Annotated in this window: 24 protein-coding genes; all 24 read right to left on the minus strand. The window is 42.6% G+C overall.

The window, feature by feature from the left end; all coding sequences use genetic code 11:
- Positions 1-196: 196 nt before the first annotated feature.
- Positions 197-1,519, minus strand: a complete 1,323-nt coding sequence (locus L5M71_RS09175; protein WP_263207038.1) for a hypothetical protein — start codon at positions 1,517-1,519, stop codon at positions 197-199.
- A 143-nt stretch (positions 1,520-1,662) separates the two neighbouring features.
- On the minus strand, positions 1,663-2,622 hold the full coding sequence (locus tag L5M71_RS09180; RefSeq protein WP_263207040.1) for a hypothetical protein: 960 nt from the start codon (positions 2,620-2,622) through the stop codon (positions 1,663-1,665).
- Positions 2,623-2,850: 228 nt separating this feature from the next.
- Positions 2,851-3,324 (minus strand): hypothetical protein, encoded by a 474-nt coding sequence (locus L5M71_RS09185; RefSeq protein WP_263207042.1) that lies wholly within the window; start codon positions 3,322-3,324, stop codon positions 2,851-2,853.
- 47 nt (positions 3,325-3,371) lie between these two features.
- Positions 3,372-5,507 (minus strand): IPT/TIG domain-containing protein, encoded by a 2,136-nt coding sequence (locus tag L5M71_RS09190; protein ID WP_263207044.1) that lies wholly within the window; start codon positions 5,505-5,507, stop codon positions 3,372-3,374.
- 83 nt (positions 5,508-5,590) lie between these two features.
- Complete coding sequence (locus tag L5M71_RS09195; protein WP_263207046.1) at positions 5,591-6,055, minus strand: hypothetical protein; 465 nt, start codon at positions 6,053-6,055, stop codon at positions 5,591-5,593.
- 2 nt (positions 6,056-6,057) lie between these two features.
- On the minus strand, positions 6,058-6,846 hold the full coding sequence (locus L5M71_RS09200) for a hypothetical protein (protein WP_263207049.1): 789 nt from the start codon (positions 6,844-6,846) through the stop codon (positions 6,058-6,060).
- Positions 6,847-6,885: 39 nt separating this feature from the next.
- Entirely contained in the window at positions 6,886-7,302 is a 417-nt protein-coding gene (locus L5M71_RS09205) for a hypothetical protein (RefSeq protein ID WP_131525707.1), read from the minus strand.
- A gap of 51 nt (positions 7,303-7,353) precedes the next feature.
- Positions 7,354-8,883: an IPT/TIG domain-containing protein gene (locus L5M71_RS09210; RefSeq protein WP_263207051.1), complete on the minus strand. Its 1,530-nt coding sequence runs from the start codon at positions 8,881-8,883 to the stop codon at positions 7,354-7,356.
- A gap of 19 nt (positions 8,884-8,902) precedes the next feature.
- Positions 8,903-11,380: a hypothetical protein gene (locus L5M71_RS09215; RefSeq protein ID WP_263207053.1), complete on the minus strand. Its 2,478-nt coding sequence runs from the start codon at positions 11,378-11,380 to the stop codon at positions 8,903-8,905.
- A gap of 284 nt (positions 11,381-11,664) precedes the next feature.
- Positions 11,665-12,171: a hypothetical protein gene (locus L5M71_RS09220; protein ID WP_259544504.1), complete on the minus strand. Its 507-nt coding sequence runs from the start codon at positions 12,169-12,171 to the stop codon at positions 11,665-11,667.
- Positions 12,172-12,255: 84 nt separating this feature from the next.
- Complete coding sequence (locus L5M71_RS09225; RefSeq protein WP_263207056.1) at positions 12,256-12,936, minus strand: hypothetical protein; 681 nt, start codon at positions 12,934-12,936, stop codon at positions 12,256-12,258.
- Between the two features lie 166 nt (positions 12,937-13,102).
- Complete coding sequence (locus L5M71_RS09230) at positions 13,103-13,357, minus strand: hypothetical protein (protein ID WP_263207058.1); 255 nt, start codon at positions 13,355-13,357, stop codon at positions 13,103-13,105.
- Positions 13,358-13,380: 23 nt separating this feature from the next.
- Positions 13,381-13,773, minus strand: a complete 393-nt coding sequence (locus L5M71_RS09235; protein ID WP_263207060.1) for a hypothetical protein — start codon at positions 13,771-13,773, stop codon at positions 13,381-13,383.
- Between the two features lie 245 nt (positions 13,774-14,018).
- Positions 14,019-14,708 carry a hypothetical protein gene (locus L5M71_RS09240; protein WP_263207062.1) on the minus strand — a complete coding sequence of 230 codons (690 nt, stop codon included), beginning with the start codon at positions 14,706-14,708 and terminating at the stop codon, positions 14,019-14,021.
- A 149-nt stretch (positions 14,709-14,857) separates the two neighbouring features.
- Entirely contained in the window at positions 14,858-15,301 is a 444-nt protein-coding gene (locus L5M71_RS09245) for a hypothetical protein (RefSeq protein WP_023265420.1), read from the minus strand.
- Positions 15,294-19,259, minus strand: coding sequence for a hypothetical protein (locus L5M71_RS09250; RefSeq protein ID WP_263207069.1), 3,966 nt, complete (start codon positions 19,257-19,259; stop codon positions 15,294-15,296). Before L5M71_RS09250 ends, L5M71_RS09245 begins: the two co-directional genes overlap by 8 nt.
- Before the next feature lie 77 nt (positions 19,260-19,336).
- On the minus strand, positions 19,337-20,020 hold the full coding sequence (locus L5M71_RS09255) for a TadE family protein (protein WP_263207071.1): 684 nt from the start codon (positions 20,018-20,020) through the stop codon (positions 19,337-19,339).
- Positions 20,017-20,502, minus strand: coding sequence for a tetratricopeptide repeat protein (locus L5M71_RS09260; protein ID WP_131525709.1), 486 nt, complete (start codon positions 20,500-20,502; stop codon positions 20,017-20,019). Before L5M71_RS09260 ends, L5M71_RS09255 begins: the two co-directional genes overlap by 4 nt.
- Entirely contained in the window at positions 20,487-20,843 is a 357-nt protein-coding gene (locus L5M71_RS09265) for a DUF192 domain-containing protein (RefSeq protein WP_263207074.1), read from the minus strand. The genes L5M71_RS09260 and L5M71_RS09265 overlap by 16 nt, the downstream gene beginning before the upstream one ends.
- Complete coding sequence (locus L5M71_RS09270; RefSeq protein ID WP_263207077.1) at positions 20,833-21,696, minus strand: type II secretion system F family protein; 864 nt, start codon at positions 21,694-21,696, stop codon at positions 20,833-20,835. Before L5M71_RS09270 ends, L5M71_RS09265 begins: the two co-directional genes overlap by 11 nt.
- Positions 21,697-21,710: 14 nt before the next feature.
- Positions 21,711-22,562 (minus strand): type II secretion system F family protein, encoded by an 852-nt coding sequence (locus tag L5M71_RS09275; RefSeq protein ID WP_263207079.1) that lies wholly within the window; start codon positions 22,560-22,562, stop codon positions 21,711-21,713.
- Positions 22,555-24,282 carry an ATPase, T2SS/T4P/T4SS family gene (locus L5M71_RS09280; protein WP_263207081.1) on the minus strand — a complete coding sequence of 576 codons (1,728 nt, stop codon included), beginning with the start codon at positions 24,280-24,282 and terminating at the stop codon, positions 22,555-22,557. The genes L5M71_RS09275 and L5M71_RS09280 overlap by 8 nt, the downstream gene beginning before the upstream one ends.
- A 21-nt stretch (positions 24,283-24,303) precedes the next feature.
- Positions 24,304-25,614 (minus strand): type II and III secretion system protein family protein, encoded by a 1,311-nt coding sequence (locus tag L5M71_RS09285; RefSeq protein WP_131525713.1) that lies wholly within the window; start codon positions 25,612-25,614, stop codon positions 24,304-24,306.
- A complete protein-coding gene (cpaB, locus tag L5M71_RS09290) occupies positions 25,611-26,507 on the minus strand; it encodes a Flp pilus assembly protein CpaB (protein ID WP_131525714.1) in 897 nt (298 codons plus the stop codon). The genes L5M71_RS09285 and cpaB overlap by 4 nt, the downstream gene beginning before the upstream one ends.
- Positions 26,508-26,520: the final 13 nt, after the last annotated feature.

A 26,520-nucleotide genomic window follows, 5' to 3' on the forward strand; every position in this document is an offset into this window, starting at 1 on the left:
GATGAGACGTTTACCATTTTTTAGATAAATCCCTTTCGCTACGACTTAACATCCAATCCTGTAATTACCTCAGGCGACTGTTGTGCTAGTGTTAATTGCTTGTGTATTTTCCTTTCTGTTTAAAAATCAAACAAGTATGCAAAAGTATGAAAGGTGCATACTTAGCTTGAAGATTTTAATGAGAGACTTGAGCTGGTTAGATCGCACATTCCAGCATTAACAGTGGTATACCATTGGTTTCTGCTTGTTGCATACGTTCAGCCATGTCTGTTGGACTCAGGCCAGGATGGATAGGAATAAGCTTTTTTGATGCCAATAATGGTTTGAGTTCAGCGCAATTTACAGTTTTGTCAATGCTGATGGTCTTTACGTTAAGTTCGATTAAGCTTGGCCAATTATTTGAGCTAATGCGGCTGAGGAACAGGCTATCGAGTTTTATGTTTTTACCCGAAAAGTCAGTGACCTTCATATCGGTCAGCATTAAGGTTTTAAGATTATTACTGTTCAGATTACCGAGTGTGCTGAGCGTGCCACCTTTTAAGCTTAGGGTGTCGAGATGGGTAAAGGCGCTGAGATCTTGCAACGTCACTATGTCTGTGGGGTTAAATTGGCAGTTAAGCAGGCTGAGTTCTTGGCTCTGCTGAATAGTGAAGAGTTTAGTTTGTTTTTGGATGCAGTCATTAAGTGGCATATTGCTGAATTTAACGGCGGATATCGGTTGTGAAATTTCAGTAGCGAGCACCGTTTCAGGCTCATCAGACTCGCTATTGTCTGGCCCAATATCCTCTTCGAGGGCTTGTTCATCTCCCATATCATCGAGTATTGGCGCATCATCTTCAGCCATTTCATCTGCCATATTTTGTGATGCAGTTGGGTGGGGCAAGCCCTGTTTAGCAGCAAATGCATTGATCAAGGCGTTGGCTATTGCATCCCCTTTCTCGCCTGTGAGTCCATCGACAATAGCCGGTGTATCATCGCCTAAAACACAGAGCCGAAATCGATGAAATAGACTCGTTAAGGTGTTTACCCGTGCCTGATTAATATTCATGTCCATTAAGGCTGGAAAAGCGTCGCCTAGGTTTTGGAGTTTAGGGTAAGTGTTGAGCCTATCCACATAGGCGTTGAGCTCTTTGATTTGTACTCTGAAATCTGCCACAAGTTCTGGTTGATGGCATTGACTCGCATGCGGAACTTGCTGCTGTAATTCTTTAAAATACCTAAGGTACTCATTCGCTAACATGAGTTGCTGCTTTGCCTTAATCGCCAGACGTTGAGGAATGCCTTCCCTTATAACGGCAAGTGCATCACCTTGGTGGCGATCTAACGCATCGTCAATTCTGTCCTCTGGTGCTGTTTCCCCTAATGCAATGGCTTGCTCTATGAGTGGTACTGTTTGGCTGTCAAAAGTCGCCAAAGCCTGATCTCTATCCAGCGCGGCGCTAGCAGGAAAAATACTGCAGGCAAGTAAACTATATAGGGCAATTAAAGAGAGAAACCGAGGGAAGTGGGCTGATGGCAAAATAAACGTCCTTGTGATGAAAGCGAATCTCGGCGAATAGACAGGCTAAGTAATTGACACCTATGTCAGTGTGTCGTTTTTTTAGTCAGTTATTTTTGCGTGTAGAGTTCGTCATCACAATCACGCTAAAGTATTAACTTGTTTTAGATTGAGTTGGATGAGTCTCGGATAAATTGTGTTAACCAGCTGTGGATCGCAAAGTTATGCTTATCGGGTAGTTTATAGGCTAATTTTACAGCACCCTTTTTCGTCAATAGATAGGTAACATTTGTTACCTGTGAGACGCCCCAGACATCGGCAAGTTTAAAGTGTTTGGTCCTGCAGCCCTTCTTGCTGATGGTTAACATGTCATTCTCGACCGTTAACAGACAAGCACCTCTGATGAATGCCACAAACCCAAGGCTTAAAGCTATCAAGCAGGCTGACAAGGCATATTGGTAGAAAGGTGGGATATAGACTTGACGAAACATTTCTTCTTGGAAGTGCAGCATCCAGATACCCAGCAGTGCTACAGATAAAATGGGGATGTTGATCATCCAGATGACCAATGGATGTCCTTTAACACTGAGTTGCGCAACTCCAGTCTGGCGCACTAGGCCATCCTGTGGCAGAGGTGTGGGCTTACCTTTCTCCATGAGTCCTGCTGGAGTGAATTTGTGTCTGTTATTACCGATTAGCAAGGCGATGTTCGTATCAAAATGGGCTTCAAAAAACGCAATTGTTTTGAGTAGGTCGGAAAAGGTCGCAATTGTGAGTGTTAGTTTGGGATGGCTGAAGAAGGTCAGAGAATAGCTATGTCTGACATGTTCGCTGGGATCTAGGAAATGCGCAAATTCGCCAGAGATTAAGCCCGATATTTCAATCAAGGATAGTTGCTCATTGAGAATGTGCTTACTGCCAAAGACAACGCCAAACCAAGATTGGGTTTGTACTAGATCTTTGCTCTTGGCGCTTATCACGACCTTGTTAAACCGGAACACAGGCAAAAATGCCGCCGCGCCAAACAGGCACATAGCCACGGGCCATTCACCGCTCTCCTGCCATTCACCGACCGCCAGCGTCATCAACATAAGACCGAAAAAGACAAAGAATATGCTTACCAAGATCCCAGCCATGCCTCGAGTATTTGTTAAAATAAGTGAGTCATCCGTGTGTTTACTTATGCTATAGCTCATGTTGGCAGGGGTCCAATCGTGTGTAGTGATATTTGCTTTGGGTAATATGTTACATTGTCATCCATTACCCTTGGTTGTCAGTGGATAATTGGGTCGGTTATTCCTATGTCTGTCGTAAGTCAAAGGCGCCCATGGGACGCCTTCTTGCGGTAAGGGTCAGGGATGCTGACCCAGGTACCAACGACTATTCTCATGCTGCTCAAAAAAACAGCGGCTTCGTCTATCTCCTTTGACGCCTCGCCCCTGATATTTCAATTTTATGGATCGGGTAGCTTTACCTTTATATTCTCCCTGTTCCATCGGACCTACTTCCAATATCTGATAGCTTGGCTCGGTCAGTCCCTTGAACTTCTTCTCGAAAGATCGGGCAATACCTTTGCGGATATCCGCCTCATATTCTGCCGCCTCAGGCGGCAGCAGTTTGAGGTAGAGGGTGACATCGTTATGAATGAAACCCTCGCGCATATAGCTCTCACATAGGTCGGTGAGATTGGCCTCGCTCGCATCGGCCGTACCTTGAAATAATCCATCGCTCCGTGGGGCTGACATTGCGCTTTCAGCCGCTGTTGCAGCGGTTGGCCAGCCTAGTGAGGCCAGTAATAAGGCCATTAACATGAGAATTCGCATCATTTATCTCCTACCGTATTCGATTTTAATATTTTATCTGATATAAAGTTTTAGTTAATTTTTTTATCTTTATTATTTTGAAAGCCGGTTAGGTGAATGATTTTATTTGTGTACTCATCTAATTCGGAAGCGCTTTCGAAACCAAAATAATAAATATTATTTTCTAATTTCTTTAGAAGAAAATCATAAGTTTCTGAGTATTTAGGACGGTTTTTAAGTTCAGATATGTTTCCACTAAAACCGTATGCTTTTGACCAAGCATGGATGGTACTGTCGATGCTGACTATTTGGTTATCTGATTGAGAGTTCACTTGGAATATAGAACGTAAAAATTTTATGTATTTACCGTTTCTGTTTATATATAAGATTAACTCAGGGTTTGATAGAGCAGGAGCTAATACTTTGTTTATTGAAACCTTTGAAAATTCATAGAAATTTCCGCTGGCATCGATATAAAATATCTCAGGAATTGAACTGTAAATTGTTGATGGTACATCCAGTATGGCACTAAACTTATTTGCAATGCTCAAAGAGAATTCATTTCCTTTTCCCCATCCGTTTTCAAGCTGAATCGTTTGCTGCTCCAAAATATTTGGCAGAGCAAAAATAACCTCATTACTTGAGACTAATTCTTCAAGTTGAAGTTGCCTGCCCCCGATCCATGCTTTCGTCGCCGGAGTAAAGTTCCAACCTTTAATGCTGATCCTATCACCTGAAGCATAGGTGTCTCCACCAAGACTGCTGATAATTGGTACTTGTGGATCCAATACCGTTAGCGAATAACCATTAGAGATATTGTCGATTGGATCATAAATAGAAATTGTTGCCTCTTTATTGCCAAATTTAATCTTTGTGGACTGAGGAATGGTCGCGGAAATTTCACCTGCGTTTGTCGTATTTATGTTGATGTTGTATATTTCATAATCAAGCTCAATGATTAAAATATACCTTTGATTGGGTGTGAAGTTACCTGTTACATCTAAACTGTAGCCTCTCAGCCCTTGTTTATATAGCGAATAGGATTCACTTACTTTTGTCTTTGCTGCAGTGATAGACAGGCGATTTTGGTTGTTGAATGCAGGAGGAATAATCGCTACTGTTCGTTGTGCGTCATATATATCTAAGATGTTGTCTGAGTCATCATCCAGATCCAAATAATCAGCTACGCCATCCAAATCCGTATCAATAGGCCGTAACGGGTCTATGGCTTCAGCATAGTCAAAAATACCATTGCCATCAGCATCCAAGTCAGCATAGTTTCCGAGCATATCGCCATCTAAGTCTGTTCCTGTTTCTGAAGTATCCTTCAGCCCATCGGCATCAGAGTCGTCATCCATGAAGTTTGGAATACCGTCTTGATCGATATCTACAAGCAGCATGTCATTAATATCAGGGACAAATATTTCTATGGCATCACTAATTCCATCCCCATCAGTATCTTTTTTGTTTTTGTCTGCACCAAGCGAAGCTTCTAATTGATCACTAACACCATCAGAATCAGAATCAATAAAGACTTCAGCTACGTAGTCTGATGGTGTGTCCTGAGAAGTTGATGAAACACTTAAGTAAAAACTGCCAGATACGCTTGGCTGATAGATAAAATGATACTTTAAGTATCCTGTTGCAGTAAAATCGCTTGGCCTAGTAGTACCCAAGGCATTGCCATTAGCGTCAAATAGATTAGCTGTAGGGAAGAAATTACGCCCTTTCCCTTTAATGATGAAGCTGAGACGAGATCCTGACTCGATAACACTATTTGGTATCTCAATTTTAAATACATCAGTATCGCCGCTATTGGGTAAGACACCATGAATCCTAAGCGGTATCTGCGAGGTAACGTCTGCACTTGAAATAAGGTTATTTTCTTCGGACTCTTCGAATATTTCAAAAGATGTTTTTCCTGCATCAAACGGATAATCATCCAATTCGTCGGGTACGCCATCACCATCTTCATCTTTATTTTCCCAAGTGCCCTGATGCTCTGTTGGCGTAACAGTTGTTGCTTGTACAAATAGCGGCATGGCTAGAAGGGCGATTAAGGATAGAGCGCGGGCAGAGTGAGGCAGTCGCAAAATAAACGTCCTTGTGATGAAGCGGCTCTTGGCGAAGAGAGTGATTAAGTGATTGACATCTATGTCAGTCTGTTTCTTTTTTAGCCAGCCATTTTTGCGTGTAGAGTCCATCATCACAATCACGCTAAAGTATTAACTTGCCAACAAGAATAAGCCATTAGCCATCTGCGCTTTATTCATCTTGCCCGTTCCCGGTTTTAATCACTCAGTAATGGAATTGCACAAAACTGTGAGAGTGCTTGCCCCAGCTTTTTTATTTGGGGCAAGTTACCATATTGAAACTTCAATGGTTCAATTTGAGTATCCATCACTATCAACAAATCATACCCATGGGGCTGGCCGAGACGTTGCCGTATTTGAAATGCTGCGATGTGGTTGATGGGGATGACTTGTTGAGTTAGCGGATAGAGCGAACTGACTTTAGTGGTGATCAGTTGTCGTTCGAGATCAATCTGAATACGCCTTCGAGCAAATAGCAGATGCCAACTAAGAAGTGCAATGAATGACCAGATAATCACTTCGCCATAGGACCAATGTTCAAAACCTAGTGCGTTAAATAAGGTGATTGAAGCGACTAGGCTTGCAAAAATCCAGCGCCCAATGCTTTGTGCTCGAGTTTTAGCCATGATTGCTATGGTCGGTGAGAGTTGTTTAAAGTGCATCGCTATAGGCTTCCAATAAACTTCATCGCAAAGCCAAACACCATAATAAATGGCAGCGGATAAAACAGTTTAAGTATTAATTTGGGGTGCCAAAGTGGTTCGATATCTGCCGAAGGCGGACGATGAGTAGGATTGTCATTCTCTTTAGCGTCAATCGCTTGTGCGCTATATCCATCGACCGTGTTGATGGTGTCGACCTCTTGCACTAGCGGTTTATTCTGATCATTTAGCGAGAGTGACGCGATAAGTGGTTCATTCGATGAGAGTATGTCTAGCTCACGGATATTGGGAAATTGGGTGATTTGCTCTTTGGCAGGAAGATTAAATGTCTGTGCAAAGAACATCATAGCTTGAGTGGTATCGGTTAAACTGCCTATTGGGTACACAAGATTATGCAACTTAAGCTCATATTGGTTTCTGTTATAACTATCGTGGCGCAATAGTAACTCGGTAGATTTCAGTGGTGCTAGGTAGGCTTTTTCGAAGTGATACCCCAATAATTGTGATTGTACAAAGCGTTGCTGACTCGGATTATCGAGCACTAAATGCTGCTTGAGCGCCCAGAGAATGAGCACTACAGGTAGCAACAATGCCACCATAAACTGGTAAAAAGTCTGCTCACCGCCGTCGAGGGTTATCGCCATGATAAGAGACGCCGAAAGTGGCAATAGTCCCAATAATGCTAACCCTCGACGAACATAATGGACCTTAGTTGCAAGGCGAAGCTGTTCAGGTAATCCATCAGGATTGATAAATCTTTGAGCTTTTTTAGATAATTGCGAATACAGCATCACTACCTTGCCTTTATGTCTTTGGTTGTTTTAGGTCACTTACGGCAATTTGGAGAGGAACCAACCTTCTTGCGTCTCGACAAATTTGCAACTGACCGAGGCTTGTTCATTGGGGCTGGTGATCAGCAGTTTAACTCTTGCCTCTTGGATAGCGCCTTTTTGGCGTTTCGACTCGTCTGCCGAGTTATAGCTTACGCCTTTAGGAATAATCTCATCCATAGTTTGGTCAACATACCAACGTTTATGGGAACGTTGCAAAATCTCGCCCGCATATTCCCGTTCTTTTGCGCTAGGTTGATAGGGCATTCGTGCCACAAAAGCGTCCAAGTCCTGATTTTTAATGATGGTAAAACTGTCTAAGCAACGTTGAGTTAATTGTTCATCGGCTGGTGTATTGCCCAACGCAGAGTGAGACACGAGTGCCGCAAAAGGGAGAGATAGAAAGGCCATTTTCATGTTTAAGTCCTTATAAAAGTGAGGAGAGCTTTTCAGCTCTCCTTTAGGTGTTTATTCCTGTTGTAGATTCAGCAATGGTTGATACTGACTACGACTCTTTTGTTGAATAGCGCCGACATTAACTGTAAATGATTTGACACTGTCTTTCAGCAAGTCTCGGCCTTCTAATTCGTCACCAGAGACGGAGATGACATCGCCTTCAAATTGGATGTAATAGGTGCCAATTTCATCTTCTGCACGTATGCCAACCAGTTTGATTGTGTGCATGCCTGCCGCAAGTGGAACCGAAATAGGTCCGACTTTACGCGAAGGACTGCTGCCATCGGTAACAACTTTATCGTTGACTACCAGTTTGAAGATATCATCGTTAAAGTTACCGTTGTCGCCGAAGGTGATGTCTAACAAATAGGGTACCGAAAATATCAGGCTATTGCTAAGTTGATTATCAACTTCTACCGTAACGGTGCCAGAAACCACATTATTAGGCACTTTAACTGTGATTTTTCCAGCTTCAACTTTAGTGATAAAGGCGACAATTCGTTGGTTATTTTTACCCGCAAACGTCACTTTATTATCTGCCTTGACGCTACTAAAACCTATACCTTCAATAACCACGAGATCGCCAGGCTGACCTGAATCCGCTTTTAGGCGGGCGATTTCTAAATTGTGACCTATTTTGATCTTTATCGGGGACTGTGCCATTTGACCACGGTGTTCAACACTGACGGCTATTGGGCCGATTGCGTTTGCCAGCATAGAGGCTGGCACCGCTGTCTTTAGTAAGGTGCCATCTTCAGATACAGAAATATATTCCTGTTTCGCTTTTACGCCATTACCCTCATCTTTTAGGTGAGTTAATGGCTCTTCATCGTACCAATACCAACGTTTGTTGATGCCAAAACCCGTCCCTATTATCGACAGCGGTTTATCAACGGCTTCGGCCTTCATGATGCTTGGATCGAGATCGATAATTTTCATGCCCCATGTCAATGTAAAATCAGACTTTACCGGAACAAATGCCATATCTTTTATCGTTTTAACTTGATCTATTAAAATGTCCGCAACTTTAGACCCCGTCAGAATCGCATCGATTTGACCGACAAAAGGCGTCCATTTACGTAATGCTGCACCAGCGGCCATGGTCGCAATGTCTTGGGGGCTTATTCCTAGTTCCTGCAATAAGGCCGTGGTGATGGGACCTAGTTTTCCAGCATTCGCAGGATCGGCAAGTATTTCAACTTCATTTTTATAAAATTCGAGGGCGATTTGCTTGGTAAAGTTTTCAATATCGTCACTGCTGACATCGTCATCGTCATAGAGCTTTTGAGCCTCTTCAACTAACTTGGGTGAGTATTGAATGACTAATTTGGTGAGTACCACAGGATCAAAGTTGGTCGGATCATATCCGACGCCCACTAAAATGATGTCAAAAAACTTCAGTAAAATGCCATCTATGATGGTCCGTATCGCTAAATAGCGGCGTGCCTTCAGGTTTGCATCGTCGTAGGCTGAGCTATTTCTGAAGCTAAAAGGCGAGGGACCAAGTGGTGCACCAACGCCTGGTGCTAATACTTGGTACAAGCAATCCTGATAGGGACATTCAGTGTAGTATTAGTTCCAGTCCTAAAAAAGTACCAGATTGCGGCCCCATGATATTACCGTCCCATGCCGTTTGGGCATGTTTTCGCAATGGAGTGTCTAGCAGTGACTCATCGTATTCGCCGTCTTTTCCTAGAGGAATAATGAGGGTGCTAAGGTATAGCCGTGTGCGGTTTTGTAACTCAGAGCAGCCATCGTAGCTGAGCTTATCTTTCTGCTCATTGGTGATCTCTGTGTTATTCGGACAGCTGGGATCGGATGGTAACCAGTTGTCGAGAAAGTTTGTTGCCGTGAGTCCATAGTCAAAATGATCTGTACCGTAATTGGTGATAGTGGGTTGGATGCTGCCACTGGTTGCATTGGCTTTTGCCAGTTGTGAGCTAAAGTTTTTTGTCAATTGAGCGCTGATTTTGGCGCTAACTAAAGACTGTGTAGTCGCGTATTTTTCGAAAATCTGGCGACTCTTAACGAGCAGTAATGCGCTGGTCTGTGATGGTAATGACGCAAGCGCTGAGGGTGAATTGAGTAATAAGCCGTTAAGGTGTTCTTCTAGCTCGGTGAATTCAGCATAGTTTCGGATAGTGGTTCGAAAATCTGCCAGTGATGCAAGTGGGATTTTATCGACGCCAATGAAATCCAGCACGTACTTAAAGGTAGTGTTGCTGATGTCTAGCTCTAGGCTTTGATCGTGAGGCAGTATATAGCTACTGAGATACTGTGTACTTTGGCTGTTTGCTGATGGGAGGAAGGCGGTCACTGGCGTTAGACGATGTTTGAAACGCGTCGCGACGACATAGCCTTCGCTATCAGATTGATAAGAAGTGTTTAATAAGGTTTCTATGCGAATATCATTCGTGGGGGTCGTGCCGACAGGTTTCACGGTAATATCGATGTCGTTAAGGACAAAATATTGTACTTGATTACTCTGGCCTAACGCATTGTTGGCCTGTAATTTTCCATCTGTTAATTCTGCTGGTACCTTTAAAGTGACAGCGTCTGCGCTTGAAGAGATTAACTCCATCGGAACACCATTAGCCGTTATGGTGATATTGCTGTCTAGACCAACTCCAGCTAAGGTCACTTGCTTATTTTCAGTTAGCATCACAGCATTAACCGAGCTGATGACAGGCGTCCCTTTAGGGTGAAGCTCTAGTTGCCTGATATTGCTTCTAAGCTCCCCATCAGAGATGAAGATTGTCTTCGCCCCTTCAGGCTGTGACGCTCTGAATGCCCCAGAAGAATTACTTATGGGGAGGTTGATTGGTGGCAGGCGGTCTCTAGTCACAACAATAAAGTGCGCTAGGGTCGATAATGGGGCATCTAACTCGACATAAACAATGTCTCCTTCAACCAGAAACGGGAGTTTGGCTTGGTTGTAGACGCCATAAGGCTGTCCAAGCACACTTGATGGGCTAACGTTGACAGCTCTCAGGCGCTGTAGATCGTTTATATCCAGAAGCCCATCATTGTCATCATCCAGATCCAGAAAATCTGGGATGGAGTCGATATCCTGATCGAGCGGATGTTTAGGGTTGCTTCCCGCTTCATCAATATCGGGCAGATCATTACCATCAGAATCAAGGTCGACAAAATTCCCTAAACCATCGCTATCAGCATCATTCTCACCCTCAATAGTATCGCTTAGGCCATCACCATCGCTGTCTAAATCACGCCAATTTGGAATACCATCTCCGTCTGGATCAAATCCTAGGGTGTTACGGCCAAAGAGATATTCTGCGGTATCAGAAATGCCGTCACCGTCAGTGTCATCGCTGGAGGGGTCCATCCCTAAGGCAATTTCTTGTAGATCATAGATCCCATCGCTATCCATGTCGGTGAATAGGTTCGCGCTATAGGTAAAACTCGCACGGCCGTCGAAGTTAATATCATTGACGCCGATGTGATAAAGGCCATCTTTGGTCATTTGGGCACTGATAGCGAGGGTTTTTAATACAGGATCAATCTTAATTTCGCCGAAATTTAGCGCGTTGCCTTGCGCATCAGAGAAATAGATATTGGGTTTAAAGTCAGGATGTTGATACTTGAGTATCAAGGTATAAAACTGGCCAGCTTTCCCTGTAAAAGAGTACAAATCACCGTTATCTGATTTTTGCGAGATCCCACCAATAATAGTGAACGGAGGGGTCATATTAGTGGCCGTGGCAATCGAGGGATTGTCGTTAGGTTCCACTTCTATAAACTGAGGAAACTGATACTTTGACGCATCAAACGGATAATCATCCAATTCATCTGGCACCCCATCACCATCTTCATCTTTATTTTCCCAACTGCCCAGATGTTCCACAGGATCTGTGGTGGGGGGTGTTATGGGATCGGTTGTTGGAGGTGTCGGTGGCGTGCCACCCTCGCTGGGTTCCAACTCGCCGCCACAGGCGCTTAAGCCTAGACTGAGTGCGATTAAAAGTACCAGCTGCAGTGATTGTTGTTTGATATTAAAATCCTTTTTTATCAATTCCATATCGTACCAAAAATCTAAGTGAGGCTTATTTTATCAAAACTGGCATAGCAGAGGTATTATCACTTAAGAGGTAAACTAATGGCTAACGTAATGAATAAATAGCCTAATGGCTATAAGGCCCTTTGTAACCAAATTGAAAGAGGCCTGTGCTTCGGTGCGATAGACCTAAGTCAATACTTGATTATTTTAATAGTGGGTGCCTTCACTCACCGGGAGCGTCCATATATGGCCATATTAATCTCGCGGTAATCAGCAATTAGCATAATCTGGTACCATATGATTACCTACAATAACGTAATAACCTTCCACTGGTTTTGTAAATAGGCTAGCTTGCAAGTTCCAAACCCTTGTATAGCCTTGTTAGTCTTTGGTGATATCGTGTCGAAACGGTATGTAACCCACAACTCTAAGTCATGTCCACGCTGCTTAGCGTTTTCGCTAACTAAACTGCTGCTAGAATTTTTAGCATCTTCAAACGCTAACGCCTCATTTTCATCTATTTGATAATTATCGATACCTAAATATGAGATTTTAAAATATTTATCATGTAACTCAGATAAATATACTTTTACTTGCTCATCCGTTGCTGGTATTGCAGCAAACACCTTTCTGAATAAGTTTACATCTTGATTTCTAACAACATCGACTGACGCTTTACACAATGCATTCGGCACTGACTGATCAATTTTTTTTGCTGCTGCCAACCACTGAATTAAATCTTCATCATCAGGAGAACCCATTGAAGGCGTCGATATAAGTAGAAATGAAATAATAGCGATCAATTTGTACATAAACATCCTTTTAATTTTACGTTATTGCTTTACTAACTCTTAAAGACTCACAATCAATCATATATGTAATCAGTTGAATATACACTAAAAAAAATAGTGTTTCACTAGCATGCCTGTGACAACGACATTGGTTAAAACAGGAAATGTGAGGGCTATTATATTAGGCAAAAAAGTCCATGACCAATTGCCGTGCTGCGTTGTCATTGGATAGTCAAAAAAACGCAGCAGGTAAACAATCTGCTTAAGCGGGAAATACATCGCATTAAGGGTAATGACTTCACCATTTTTTAGCTTAATATCACACGCGGTAATATGATTGCGCACATGTAGACGGTGCATTTGAGATTTATACTTTACCGTGAGGCGCGCAATGTCATCGCGTTGTAACTCCAACGTCCCCAATGGTTTTTTGATTATTGCATTAGCTGGAATGGCTAGACGCTGCTGGCTCACATAGCAACGTAATGTCCCGCTAATACCGTAATGCCGCCTCACCAACCAATACCGCCCTATTAAATAGATAGGTAATAATCCCACGTTGATTAATACTAATACACGAGCAAGCTCAGTATTAGGGAAGTTAAGAGGTAACATAGTCAAACCGACCATCAAAATAAGCAATGACAGCGAAATACCTAAAGGCAGAGGGTAAGCTATATTAGCGACATATAAACTCACATCACTCTGTGCATTAAAGCTACGCATCCCTTTAATGTGCAGGTTATAAAACCAAGATTTATCATCTAACTCTATTTTCTTAGCCATATTTACTTCTGATTATTTTTTCTTTCTATAAATTTATTCTCATAATTGTTTTACACTGACCATCGCAGAGATAAAACGACAATAAGTAAACAGCGGTTAAAGTATGCCACATCATGCGAATAAGCGTTTAATACATAAAACTGCGCCCCTTTCGAGGCGAGTTAAATTAATTACCAGTCGTAGGGCACTCTGTTGGCTCAGTTGCAGACTCATTCAGTAATACTAATGGTACAGAAAGCTTAGATTTACTTTTGCTGACAACATTAGAGCCACTTTTAACCGTTAGCTGATACGTCTTATGTGTATTAGGACATAAATCTCGTCCAGATAACTCATCTCCGCTGACACTAATAACATCACCTGCAAATTCGATATAGTAAGTTGCAATACTGTCATCAGCCTTAAAGTCAAAGGCGCCCATGGGACGCCTTCTTGCGGTAAGGGTCAGGGATGCTGACCCAGGTACCAACGACTATTCTCATGCTGCTCAAAAAAACAGCGGCTTCGTCTATCTCCTTTTACGCCTCGCCCCTGATATTTCAGTTTTATGGATCGGGTAGCTTTACCTTTATATTCTCCCTGTTCCATCGGACCTACTTCCAATATCTGATAGCTTGGCTCGGTCAGTCCCTTGAACTTCTTCTCGAAAGATCGGGCAATACCTTTGCGGATATCCGCCTCATATTCTGCCGCCTCAGGCGGCAGCAGTTTGAGGTAGAGTGTGACATCGTTATGAATGAAACCCTCGCGCATATAACTGTCACACAGGGCGGTGAGATTGGCCTCGCTCGCATCGGCCGTACCTTGAAATAATCCATCGCTCCGTGTGGCTGACATTGCGCCCTCTGCCGCTGTTACAGCCGATGAAGCCATCAAGGTGAGAATGGATAATACGAGTGTAAATATGGCAACGGGAAAAAACGTGGCATACATATCCTTATGATTTAAAAGCATTAAACATCAATGTTATAGCGGAATGTTGTCCCGCTATTTTTCCCTTAAGCTGCCGTCATCACAATAGCACCTAAGTATTAACCCAAATGCCGAATCAGACATTTATAGCTTTATCTGCGGGCTTAAGGTCAATGCCAGTGGGCTGCAATCATGACTAGATTGAATAACGATGTGATGACCGCCAAGGCGATAACCAAAATAACCAGCCGTTCCCTTGGGGGCGGCTGCTCGATAAGCTCCACGGGATAATCAAAAAATATTGCCAGATAGAGCAAGCTTCTATGGGGGTAGGCCATACCGGAAAGCTGGTAATGCTTGCCGTTGTGCAAGTGAATCGTCACACCATGGACCCGATTGCGCTTTTGCATTTCACTGAAATAACTAACCCAATGGAAAGTGATTTTTTCAATCTCAGCTCTAGGTATAGTGCTGTTGCAGCCGCAGATATGTTGGGGCAACCTGATACAGTGGCGATTGAAAATGAACTGTGTATTAGCGTCGAGATCTGCCTTATTGATGGACAACTGACGCCACACCCAGCGCTTGCGCCAGCTCAAATATGTCAGCAACCAAATCAGTGTAATGCCTCCGGCCGCAATCAATACGGCAACAGAACCGACACGGCTCAGTACAAGTCCCAGAAGGAGAACGGGAATGGCAGAGGACAATAATAACAGCTCCTGCCTGAGTGGCAGTGCCGTAAACCCAAGTGAAACCGGCAACCTGAATTCATCTTCCTGACGGATCCTGAAATACTTGCTTTTAAAGCTGATATCAAACCATTTGAGGTCATTGAGCATGTACTTCAATGAGTTCATCCCTGCTGTTCCTTCCTCTTGTGTAACTTATATCGCCAGCCGTGAACTGGCATTTGATTGTATGACAATCTGAGATCATCAATGGAAAAGGGGCTTGCGCCCCTTTTTCATTTGTCGATACGCCATCTAAGCTCAGATATCCTCGACTATCAGAGTCTCAGCTCTCTAAAATACCAGTTCTCACCAATCCGCAAGAACTTGCAGCTAGTTGAACTACTGGTATCACGCTCATTTGATATTTCAATTGACACTTCTTTTCCTTCCACGGCACCAAGACGTTCCTTTTCAATCTTGGTCGGCTCCACTGGGTCTATTCCTTCAATAACGATGGAGGCCGGCTTTCCCTGATAGGTGTTCATATATTTCTGGTGCCTTGCGGACAATTCATTTTTCAACACCTTCTCGCCAAAAATACCCAGCCAAGGTTCAGGAAATGCCGCTACATAGGCATCAAAATCTTCATCTCTATATATGTCTAACATTCCCATACAACGTTGTACTAAAGGCTCTTGGCTGAAATCCTGTGTCGGGGCTGAGGCATTGGCGAAACCAGACGTGAGCAATAAAAACAGCGTCAATAATCTATTATTCATGTTGTAACATCCTTGCTTGATTCGTTGTGGCATTAACATAGGCACAATTTGTAATTTTGGGATTCGCCCCTTTAACCACTTTTATCCTGAATGACTTGGTTGCATCTCGAACCAAATCCCGTCCAGATAGTGCGCTGCTGCCCGCTTCCAAGGTTACATTATCAGAAAAACACACATAATAGGTACCAACACCATCGGGGGCCTCAATGCCTTTTAATTCAGCTACGTAACTTCCCGGCTGCAACTGTGAAGTAATATCTACAACTCTGGCGCCGGTTGTCATTAGTCCTGTCTGCTTGTTGTCCAACCACAGGGCATATTTATCGTCCGCCCTGTTGCCATTATCACCAAAGCGCACCAATACCCGGTTTTCAAGTAAAGTAAAGGGAGTGTACAAAGAGTCTGTTCCCTTCCTGACTGTGACACTACCGCTGACCGCATGTGCAGGTACTATCACTTTTAAAGTATCAGCAGTCACTTGCGTAATTTTGGCCTGTTCCTGGCCATTGGAGGCCGAAAACCAGACCTCGATCGTATTGTCAAAACCTATTCCCTTGAGTTCCAAAACATCTTGTGGATAGCCGGCATTGGGATAAAGCTTATCAATAGCAAAGCCTTTGCCAATTTTAATCGTTTTAGGATCGCTATAGTCGGTCGATTTAGTCAATTGGTTTCTATGCTCGACTTCCACACGCAGATCGCCCTTAGCATTTTTAAGAAAGGAGCCGGGAATTACCACTTTCAATTCAGTACCTGAATCATTCACTTCATACTTGTAAATCTCTCGTTTTTCATCATTATTTCCTTGATCGTAGAGTACCACTACTGGATGCTCATCAGGCCAAGGCCACCAGTTATCTATCGGTTTAAAGCCTGCACCACGAATGGTGAGAAGGACATCTTTATCCTCGGCACTTACAAGCCCTGGGTTTAGTGTGACAATCTTCATCCCCCAATTGACATAAAAATCATACTGGGCACCAACTTTATTGAGATCCCACCAAAATTTGGCAATATCTGCAGTAGAATCAACAGCTTTCAGAATATCCCATACTATGACGACTTCACCGATGGCTGGTATAACACGAATTGCGGCCTGCTTCAGCAGGGCTTCTGCTACATTAATTGGCTCAATACCCATTTGATCCAGCAATACAGATAACAGTGGACCTGACTTTCCCTCAAGCAAAGCTGCTTTTTCGTTGTCAAGAATCAATTTTATACGTCCCCAGACAATAGCTTCTACTGCCTGATTCCATTTCCCATCTGCTTGCGCTTTCTCTATTGTATCTCTAATAAAATCAATATCATTAAATCCGTGAGTGAGGATTATTTCAATAATGCTCTTGCCGTTATTCAACTTTGTTAATGGACCATCTGGTACCTTTCCGGATAATTTAGCCGCGTCTAATATCAATTTCATCGCGGGCCAAATTCCACGTTCTACAAGCGATCTTAAATAAAGCTGAGATCGGATTCTTACTTGATCGTCTTCAGTGGCAAATGGTTCTGAATATCCAGGGCTTAGTACAGTATATACACAATCTGTATATGGACACGCTTCAGATGTTACATCTTGAGACCACAAATCCACGCCAAAAAGTTGCAAATATTGTGCACCAATTATATCTCTGTCGAACATATCCTGAATGTGCTGATAGGTTTTTCCATTTTTATCTGTTACAAAACCATCCCCCTTTTCCAGATCTTTATTCATAGGATGCACTGCCATACTCAATAATAATTGAGATCGATTCTGAACCTCCATATTGCCATCATAGCCTAATAATTTATACCACTCTTCAGGGAACGCCTCAATTGTCGGACTTATTGATATTTCATTCCAATAGCTTGCTTCTGGTGTAACATTTGGTTTTATTGAGCCATTACTGGATATTTGTACTCTTTCCTGTGAATATTGATCCTTATTCTCTTTTATGCGACTTTTTTCATTCATAATATCGACAGCAATCTTTGATATGCTTTTATGAAAGTTGCTATCAAAAGAGATATTTTTTAGTTTTTTGTAAGACTTAATTGTTTCAATAAAGTCAGGATCTGATGCCGCCATCTTACTAATTGATGGCATCAACAAGATGTTCGAGAGTGCCAGTCTCTCAGCATTAATTACGATAGACTTTTCCTCCCTGAAAATAGCAACAGTGAAAGTGGGAATATAATCATTTGAATTTTTAATATACAGTTCCTTATAGCTGATATCATTTTTATTTATATCTACATTTACACCATTTTGTGTTAGGCGAAAATAACTTTTTCCATTGTTATCTTTTACATATACCTCTGAATAACCGATTATATTTTCAATGTTATCTGATTTAAGGGTAATAGTTTCCTCGATGTCAAAATAAATCTTATTACTGATTAGTTGCAGTGACTCTACGTATAGAAAGCCAGAAACTGCATTCGCAGGGACTGTTATTGTTGCCTCACCATCAACAACCGAATCAGGAGAAACTACAATATCCCCAAAATGCACTGTCATGCCTGGCTGTAGGTTTCTTCCAAAGATCTTTATAATGTCTCCAGCTTTCAGAGAAGAATCCTCCAAATCTTTTATAACTGGAGTTAGAGGAGATGAAACAGTGAAATATCTAGAGTTGCTTTTAACACTGCCACTAGCTAAATAGTATTCATATTCAGCTTCATCAAGAATGTTGTCAGGTAAATAAAATGAGAATCCACTTTCTGCGACATCAGATAGTTTAATGTTATAAAGTTTTGATTGACCTTTTATTACCAAGAATGAATCTGAAACAGGAATATTTTGGCCTTGAATATATACTCTTTCTCCAGGGAAAGCTCTATCAGTCATTGTCACCCCAAGCTTGTCATCAAATCTTAAAGCAAAAACCTGGAATTGTTCAGTTAATGATAGTTTTGAGAGCCTCTCAATATCATTTATATCAAGCAAGCCATCGGAATCATCATCAAGATCCAAAAAGTCGTAGATACCATCGCCATCAGAATCTAATGGATTAGCTATATCCACAGCTTCTTCGCTATCAGCTATGGCATTTCCATCCGAATCTGTATCAGCGAATGCACCTACACCATCTAGATCTAAATCTGTAAGTTTTTCTAAATTATCAGGTAATCCATCATTGTCAGAGTCACTATCAAGCCAATTGGGAATATTGTCATTATCCAAGTCAAGTTGTAATGCACCAAAGGCTTGAACATAGACTTCGTTACCATCGTACACCCCATCTCCATCATTGTCGGGGTTAGATGCATCCATAGCTAATGCGTTTTCAAGCTCAGCAGGTAAACCATCATAATCAGTATCAATGAATGCTTTTACTGAGTATGTTGCATTGGCTCCCCCTGCAAGATTTTGTTCCGCTACAGCAACGTAATAAACCCCAGTCCTTTCAAATGATACAGTTGCTATCGCACCGATCTTTCCGATTGCCTCTGTATTGTTTTTTATTTCGAATATTGCTCGCCCAGTTTCATCCAATATACTGATTGTTGGCTTATAACTGAAATCATTCATAAATAAAACAAAAGTGACGGGAAGAGCAGCATTCACCTGAGATTGATCAATTTGGAATCGATAAACATCCCCATCTCCCCTTTCTTCTAAGACACCCTGCAATTTGAAAGGAAATGAATCTGAAACCACAGTGGCTACCGATGGATTGTCGTTGAATGAGGATTCAGTAGTTGTGCTGTAACTTTGCTTTTTAGCATCAAATGGATAATCATCCAATTCATCTGGTACCCCATCACCATCTTCATCTTTATTTACCCACGTTCCAACAAAATCACTCGGATCCGTAGGGTCAGTTGGATCTGTTGGATCGATAGGATCTGGAGGTATTATTGGATCTGTGGGTGTATTAGGACCTTCACCTGGTTGCAAATCTTCATTACAGCCACTGAGGTTTAAAGTGCTGGCGATGAGGATGGCCAGCCAGACGGATTTATATTTCATTGTCATAGTTCCCTTTTAACAATTTTCCTAGTTTCAGCTTGAATTTATATTCAGTTAAATGATTACTTTTTATGACCCTAGTACCTAAAGGGACTTTGCATACGCATAAGCCCTTGTGAGACAAGAGCGAGGTAAATATCTCCAGTTGCTACGCCTATTGCATTACAGGCAATTTGATCACCGTTTGGTTGGTATAGTGGTGAAGTCACTATGCTTTCTATTACATAGTTAGCGAATGGCACTATTAGTTTTTGACACCACCTGACTTCTATTTGCAACAGATTGGCATCTTGGATATTTAGGTTCCGGTCCTTGCTAATGTTTTCAACCTTTGGGTTGCGATACATTAAGTTATTATTCGGTATTTCATATATATACCCTTTAGGATATTTACTCCGAACCTTGAATTTATCGAATACCACTTTGTCAGGGCTTAGGATGCGTATCTCACTTTGGATAGCGGTGGCGATCTTTGCATTGGCAAGCGCTTTAATGATGTCGGCCATGTCAGTGCCGTGGGCAAAGAGCGGCATCATGCCTTCAGCTAAACCTTTACGGATCTCTACTATGTTGCCGTTATACAAGGTGCCCGCTCGAACTGCTTTAATTGTGGCGGAATCTAATGTGCTTTTGGCTGAATAGATAAATCCCCATTGGGCTATTAGCATCATTGCAACCAATATGATTGGCATCAAGAAGGGCAGGCTAAGGTTGAATTCAACCATGCTCTGCCCCCGTTGTTTATGTCTGTCCAACTTCATTGTGCTTCCTGGGGCTCGGGCGAGCGATCATTACTTTGCAGATCGTTGAGTGCGTCTAGTAAAGCGTTTATTTGTCGTCCTACTGGAGTATTGCCATCGCCCTGACGTTTTGCTGATGCTAAGACTTGAGTGGCTTGTTTGAGCCTGACTAAGCTGATGTTGTACCAGGCTTTTTGGTTTTCTGGTTCGAGTTGCAAACAGCGCATATAGGCTTCTATAGCGGCCTCATGGCGACTTGTTCGCGTATAAATATTCCCCAATCTAAACCATGCTGGGGCATAGTTAGGGACGCTGTTCAGCACTTGTAAATACAGGCTTTCAGCTTGATCTAGCATTGCCATTTTATAGGCATGCTCTGCCTCTGCTTGTATTGCCACTATTTGCGTATTGTTCTTCGCTTCTTCTTGCTCGGCGGTCGATGCACATCCTACGATATTGCTCAGACCCATAAAGCAAAGTAACAAGATTAACTTACGTGCCATGTCAGAACCCTTCCCTCTATGATGTTTTTTTGTGTTGTTGTGCCAGCAAGAAGCTCAAGTACCTTCGTCGCGCCAAAACAGGCACTGGCCCGATAGGGTTTGAGATGTGGTTCAATCTTGATTACTACGTCATGCTTATCCAAGTAGACGATGTCTAATGCGTAAGTCATGCCTAATGTATGAACAGAATTACAAGGTGCAATGAGTAGGCCCTGCTCTTGTGTCAGTTGTTGTCGTCCTAATAAACCACGCAGACGGAGCCATGGAGTATTGGCGATAAAAACATCAACTTTCTCGCCTGTTTCAGTTTTTAATATGGCGTGTGGCATTTTATAACTCATACATAAACTTCATCGCGATAGGGAAGGCTAGGATCATAAATGTGACTGGGAAAATGAAAATAATCAGTGGAAACACTAATTTTACTGGTGCTTCTAACGCCTTTTTCTCGGCTCGTTGAAATCTTTCTACCCGTCGTTGATCTGACTGAATTCTCAGTGTATGGCCAAGGCTCGCACCCGTTTTTTCGGCTTGGGCGAGGGCACTGACTAGGCTGTTGATTTCGGTCACTTGGATACGATTTGCCATGTTACGGAACGACTGCGCACGGGACATGCCAGCGCGCATGTCGCGGATGACTTTTTCAAATTCAATTCTAAGTGGCCCAGCAGGACCGCGTTCAACGGCTTGGCTAAGTGCACCTGCCATGTTCAATCCCGCTTCAATCGACATTGTTAAGTAGTCGAGGTATACGGGGAGGGCTTTGATTATTTGACCTTGACGTTTCTTACGAAGATCGTTGAGTGTCAAAACGGGTAGAAAGTAGCCAAATAGGGCTGAGAGCAGTATGTAGTTGATACTGATGTTGTCTAGTAATAAGCAACACAAGAATGTCAGACTAACGGAGAACAGTGTACTAATGATTCTGATAGCAAAATACTGCTCTGCGGTCATCATGTAGGATAAGCCCGATAATTGTAATTTTTTGGCGACACGTTCGAGATAATCAACGCTAAGATTTTCACTGATATAGAAAGCAAATAGGCGTACGAGCGGCCACAATAACTTGAGACCGGGTGATAGCGGATCCATAAACTCACGGTTATCTGCAGGAACTCTTCGGTAAATGCGGATGCAACTGACTGCCAGAAAGACTACAGAGAGAGTAAAAACGCAAATTATTAGGTTAACCATGTTGCATTGCCTCCTTATACATCAATGGCGACAATTTTGCGGATAGACATATATCCGCTAATGAGCATGATTGTAATGAGAGCGATAAGTGCCCATCCCAGAGGTTCAGTTAAAATTCTGCCCATTGATTCTGGCTCCATGTGATAGAGCACTACACCGATGAAGATAGGCAGGAGAGTCATCACCACGCCCTGCATTTTCCCTTGGGAGGTCAGTGCATCAATTTTGCCTTCCATTTCAATCTTACGTCTCAAGGTTGCAGATAGCCTGAGTAATACTTCTGCGAGATTACCGCCGACTTCTCTTGATATTTGCATCCCTGCGACGACCAATTGAAACTCATCTTCTGGGATACGCTTGAGCATGTTGTCTAATGCTTGGTTGAACTCGACACCAAGACGTTGTTCCCGAAGAAACAGTTGAAACTCTTGGCGCATAGGCGCCTCCATTTCCTCGGCCATAAATTCAATTGCGCTGCTGACGTTAGAGCCTGACTGCATCGATGAGGCGATCATGTTAAGTCCGTCAGGTAGTTGATGGACAAATTTACGACGACGTCGCTTACGTAGAAACTGGTAAGCAAATCGTGGAATCATCGCAAGTATGATACTGATTATTATACCTATTACCCATGAGTCTAAAAAGATTTTTAGTAGTATTGGCACCGATATTAGCGTTGCCATGTTGAGTAAAAATAATTGATGAGGTTCGATAAATAAGAACATATCAAACAGGTTTGTTCGGGCCGATGTGGTAAAGGTTTCCTGATATCTGTGGGCGAGCTTTTCCGACAGATGTTTCAATGACCAAACTAAGAGTGTGACAGCCAGGAAGACCAGTGCTGCGGCAATGAGGGCACTATTCATATCGAGCTTCCTTGTCGAATATATCCAGCTGGACTTTTACGCCTTGCCTACGTAGTTGCTCGTAGAACTCTGGCATAGTGCCAGTCGCAGTGTAGTAACCTTGAACTTTACCTTGTTCATTAAATCCGGTTTGTTCAAACTTAAAAATTTCTGATAGTTGGACTATAGAGCCTTCTAAGCCCGTAACTTCACATATGCTAGTGACACGTCTTGATCCATCGGAAAAGCGAGATTGTTGTACTATGATGTTTACCGCAGAGGTGATTTGTTCACGGATAGCAAGCACAGGTAAATCCATTCCAGCCATCATAACCATGACTTCTAGACGTGATATACAGTCCCTAGGGGAATTTGAGTGAGCCGTTGTGAGCGAGCCGTCATGGCCAGTGTTCATTGCCTGCAACATATCTAAAGCCTCACCGCCACGACACTCACCGATCACCACTCTGTCAGGGCGCATTCGTAAGCAGTTCTTTACCAGATCTCGAATTTCTACTGCGCCTTTACCTTCTTGGTTCGGAGGTCGAGCCTCTAGTGACACTAAGTTAGGTTGATACAGTTGTAGTTCGGCGGCATCTTCTACAGTAACAATGCGTTCGTTATCTGGGATAAAGTTCGACAATACATTGAGTAAAGTCGTTTTGCCTGATCCTGTGCCGCCGGAGATAACAATGTTGCGTTTCTGTTTGACAGCTATTTCGAGAAAGCTTGCCATGGCGGTGTTCATTGAGCCGAATTTTACTAGATCGTCACAGCCTAATCGCCGTTGCATAAATTTTCGTATTGTAATGCAAGGCCCTTTTAATGCTAATGGCGGAATAACTGCGTTGACTCGAGAGCCGTCTTTCAAGCGAGCATCAACCATAGGTGAACTTTCATCAATTCGCCTGCCTATTGGAGTTACGATGCGCTCAATGGCTCCAAGCACTGCTTGATCATCGGAAAAGGCTATGTCAGACAGGTAGAGTTTACCGGCCTTTTCGTAAAAGATTTGATCGTGGCTGTTAACCATGATTTCGCTAACGTCTGGATCGGCGATTAAGGCTTCTAGTGGGCCTAAGCCTATAGTTTCATCTAAAACTTCTTTGACTAGGGAGCTAACTTCAATATCTGCGGGTAAGCTAAAACCTGCGATAATTTGATTGATTAGAGATTCACTCTGAATGCGTAACTCTATATCACTCATTTCGTTGACATTGACCCTACGCAAGTCCATAAGCTTGAGCAGCTCAGTATGCACTTTACGGCGCCATTCATTTCTTATTTTGATCTTCTTTATCAACTCATGGTCGATTACCGAAGATTGTTGTTTTTCAGCCTGAGGGACAATTGAAACTAGCGCACTCTGCTCCTGTGGGCTTGGGACTCCGGAATGAACACTGTTTCCTGCAGCTTCACGTGGAGCTGATTGTGCATCATATTGTGGATCGCTGGTATGTACTCTTAGTTGATAGTCACCTACTTGTATTTTGTCAGTAGTCGCAATCGGTCCATAGGATTTATATCTTTGATCGTTAACTTTTAGTCCCGTAATACTTTTATTATCTTCAATGAAAATACCATTTTTATCTTGCCTTAGAGTGGCATGGTTTTTTGAAATTTTAAGCCCTCGGAGTACGATTAATTGGCTTGGGTCTTTGCCTATTTGGCATTCGGAGTGAATACATTGGAACTCACCCACTTTTGTCCCTTTGGTCGTGCTGACGATGACGCTAAACATGCCTTTCTCCTAATCCTGTCCCTAATCTAAGATATAAAACGCTTCAAGTTTTGTAGCGTCTTGCGCCATCTCGAGTCCTTTCGCTAGTTGTTTATCGTGGCTCTCTTCTCCAGGGAAAACGATGGTAGGGGTAACGAATATTACTAACTCTGTTTTCTTGTCTTTAAAATCTCTAGACTTAAATAGTTCGCCTAAAATAGGAATGTCTCCTAATAGGGGGAATTTATTAATTATTTTGGACATCTCACTATTAACTAGGCCGGAAATAACAATAGTTTCGTTATTTCTGACGTTAATAACTGATTCGGTGCGTCGAGTGAGCATGCCTGGGACGCCGTCGATTGACATAGAAGGGTCGATTGAGCTCACTTCAGCCATGACTCTGGAAACGATATTCTGTTCACTATCAACTAGAGGCTCTATGTCCAGTTTTATGCCGTATTCTTTAAACTGTACATCGACAGCCCCGAGCCCGCTCACGCTACGAATAGGAAATTCTCCACCGGCAAGAAATGTTGCGGATTCGCCGCTGCGGGTAGTGAGATTCGGTTCTGCTAGCATTCTGGCATCGCCTTTCTCTGATAGCAGTTGGATTTGTGATCCTATGCCTGTAACGATACCAAAGGAGCTCCAGCCTCGAGTATCCAGAACGCCTATACTGTCTGAAATAGCTTCGCTGATCGCACCAGAATATTGACCCGGTGAGGCTACACTGAAAATAGGATTAGCGCTGAAGGCTTTGGCTGCTCCATAAGCCGGTCCTGACATGGCGGTTTCCCATTTGATACCAATATTGTTCAGGGTTGACTTGTTGAACTCAACTATCTTCACTTGCATTTTGACCATAGGGGCTAATGTCTTCGCAAATTTCAGATATTTAACTAAGGACACAATATTGGGGCTTGCCTCAATTATTTTTTCTAATTGTTCTTTTTGGTCTAAATCAGCTTCGCCTTGAACGACGATAAGACCGTCAGACTCAGTGATCGTAAGTGTGGGAAACGCAGCGAGCATAGTTTTAACCGTATTAATTGTGCGTAATGAATTGTCTTGGGTTACAACTATGCTTAACTTCACGAGTTTGCCGTTTTTTTGCCACAACTGCAGGTCAGATTCCCCTGCTGTCTCACCAATAAGTAAAACTCCTTTATTATCGACTACTTTGGCGCTGATGATTTTGCCATTACCAATTACGATACGTTCTACATCTGTTGCTTTATAGAGTTCAACGGCTCCCACATAGAGTTTCAGTGGGGTGTTGTTGTGTGCATAGCAAATGTAGGGGGCCGAAACTAATACCCAAAAAAGGATAAATATCTTTTTAATATTCATAGCGCGGTTTTATGCTCTTGTTGGCTGAATTGTTTATAGTGAGTCTGTGGTAGGGGATATTCTTGAATGGTGGTAGTGATGCCACCGCCACCAGTAATGACTTCAACTTCTTGATTAAAAGAGCTGGTTATATTTTGAAATAATTGCCCTTCATGTAGGGAGACAAATTCAAAGGGGCGAACTTCATTTTGATTACGCAATAATGTCACAAAGCTACCTTTTAGTTTTGCAAGGGAAACTCTTGCTGCATCGTCAACGGATAGCGCTAAGGTCACTGTGTTATAAGCATTTGGATTTTCGTAAAGGGTATCTACTAATTCGGGATTGACATCAATACTTTGTCTTCCGGTGGCTAGTACGGTGACATTTTCCAATAGGATATGTAATTTATTACGTTCTTCACTTGAGGATTCATCTTTGTAAGAGAGCAGTAAATCTATATGGTCAGATGGAACTAACATGCCCGCATTTGAATTAATATCGTCTATATTGATAGTGACGGCTCTTTCACCGTCTTTTAGCATATCGGAGAATTGTGAGATTCGTTGTCCTGGGAGATAGGTCTTTAATAGTGGGCGACCAGATGACATTGGCTCGAGTAACATTTGCCCCTCAATTTCTCCAAATTGACTTGGATGAATAGCCTCTAATGGTAAAGTGTCAGCTTGAATGCTACGAACAGACATATTTTGCTGCGAAATAATATCGCCTTTACGTAACTCTTGTGTTGCGACAACGACATCTACCATGTCAGTATTATCTTTGGATAGTTCAGATCTCAATTCTTGTTCTTTAACAATGAAATAGTTTTTCGTTGCCCAAGCGCTAACACCACCAAGAATGAGTGCAATAAGGAGTAAAATCCAATTAAAGTCTAACGATTTAAGTTTCATTAAAATACCTGAT

Origin of the sequence: Shewanella sp. SW1 (genome assembly GCF_025653545.1) — a bacterium.
In the GTDB taxonomy this organism is placed as follows: domain Bacteria; phylum Pseudomonadota; class Gammaproteobacteria; order Enterobacterales; family Shewanellaceae; genus Shewanella; species Shewanella oncorhynchi.

Coding starts and splice junctions, on each gene's coding strand:
- L5M71_RS09185 (WP_263207042.1), bottom strand. CDS start 3,324: ATGATGCGAATTCTCATGTTAATGGCCTTATTACTGGCCTCACTAGGC.
- L5M71_RS09190 (WP_263207044.1), bottom strand. CDS start 5,507: ATGATGGACTCTACACGCAAAAATGGCTGGCTAAAAAAGAAACAGACT.
- L5M71_RS09195 (WP_263207046.1), bottom strand. CDS start 6,055: ATGCACTTTAAACAACTCTCACCGACCATAGCAATCATGGCTAAAACT.
- L5M71_RS09200 (WP_263207049.1), bottom strand. CDS start 6,846: ATGCTGTATTCGCAATTATCTAAAAAAGCTCAAAGATTTATCAATCCT.
- L5M71_RS09205 (WP_131525707.1), bottom strand. CDS start 7,302: ATGAAAATGGCCTTTCTATCTCTCCCTTTTGCGGCACTCGTGTCTCAC.
- L5M71_RS09215 (WP_263207053.1), bottom strand. CDS start 11,380: ATGGAATTGATAAAAAAGGATTTTAATATCAAACAACAATCACTGCAG.
- L5M71_RS09220 (WP_259544504.1), bottom strand. CDS start 12,171: ATGTACAAATTGATCGCTATTATTTCATTTCTACTTATATCGACGCCT.
- L5M71_RS09225 (WP_263207056.1), bottom strand. CDS start 12,936: ATGGCTAAGAAAATAGAGTTAGATGATAAATCTTGGTTTTATAACCTG.
- L5M71_RS09230 (WP_263207058.1), bottom strand. CDS start 13,357: ATGGGCGCCTTTGACTTTAAGGCTGATGACAGTATTGCAACTTACTAT.
- L5M71_RS09235 (WP_263207060.1), bottom strand. CDS start 13,773: ATGTCAGCCACACGGAGCGATGGATTATTTCAAGGTACGGCCGATGCG.
- L5M71_RS09240 (WP_263207062.1), bottom strand. CDS start 14,708: ATGAACTCATTGAAGTACATGCTCAATGACCTCAAATGGTTTGATATC.
- L5M71_RS09245 (WP_023265420.1), bottom strand. CDS start 15,301: ATGAATAATAGATTATTGACGCTGTTTTTATTGCTCACGTCTGGTTTC.
- L5M71_RS09250 (WP_263207069.1), bottom strand. CDS start 19,259: ATGAAATATAAATCCGTCTGGCTGGCCATCCTCATCGCCAGCACTTTA.
- L5M71_RS09255 (WP_263207071.1), bottom strand. CDS start 20,020: ATGAAGTTGGACAGACATAAACAACGGGGGCAGAGCATGGTTGAATTC.
- L5M71_RS09260 (WP_131525709.1), bottom strand. CDS start 20,502: ATGGCACGTAAGTTAATCTTGTTACTTTGCTTTATGGGTCTGAGCAAT.
- L5M71_RS09265 (WP_263207074.1), bottom strand. CDS start 20,843: ATGAGTTATAAAATGCCACACGCCATATTAAAAACTGAAACAGGCGAG.
- L5M71_RS09270 (WP_263207077.1), bottom strand. CDS start 21,696: ATGGTTAACCTAATAATTTGCGTTTTTACTCTCTCTGTAGTCTTTCTG.
- L5M71_RS09275 (WP_263207079.1), bottom strand. CDS start 22,562: ATGAATAGTGCCCTCATTGCCGCAGCACTGGTCTTCCTGGCTGTCACA.
- L5M71_RS09280 (WP_263207081.1), bottom strand. CDS start 24,282: ATGTTTAGCGTCATCGTCAGCACGACCAAAGGGACAAAAGTGGGTGAG.
- L5M71_RS09285 (WP_131525713.1), bottom strand. CDS start 25,614: ATGAATATTAAAAAGATATTTATCCTTTTTTGGGTATTAGTTTCGGCC.
- cpaB (WP_131525714.1), bottom strand. CDS start 26,507: ATGAAACTTAAATCGTTAGACTTTAATTGGATTTTACTCCTTATTGCA.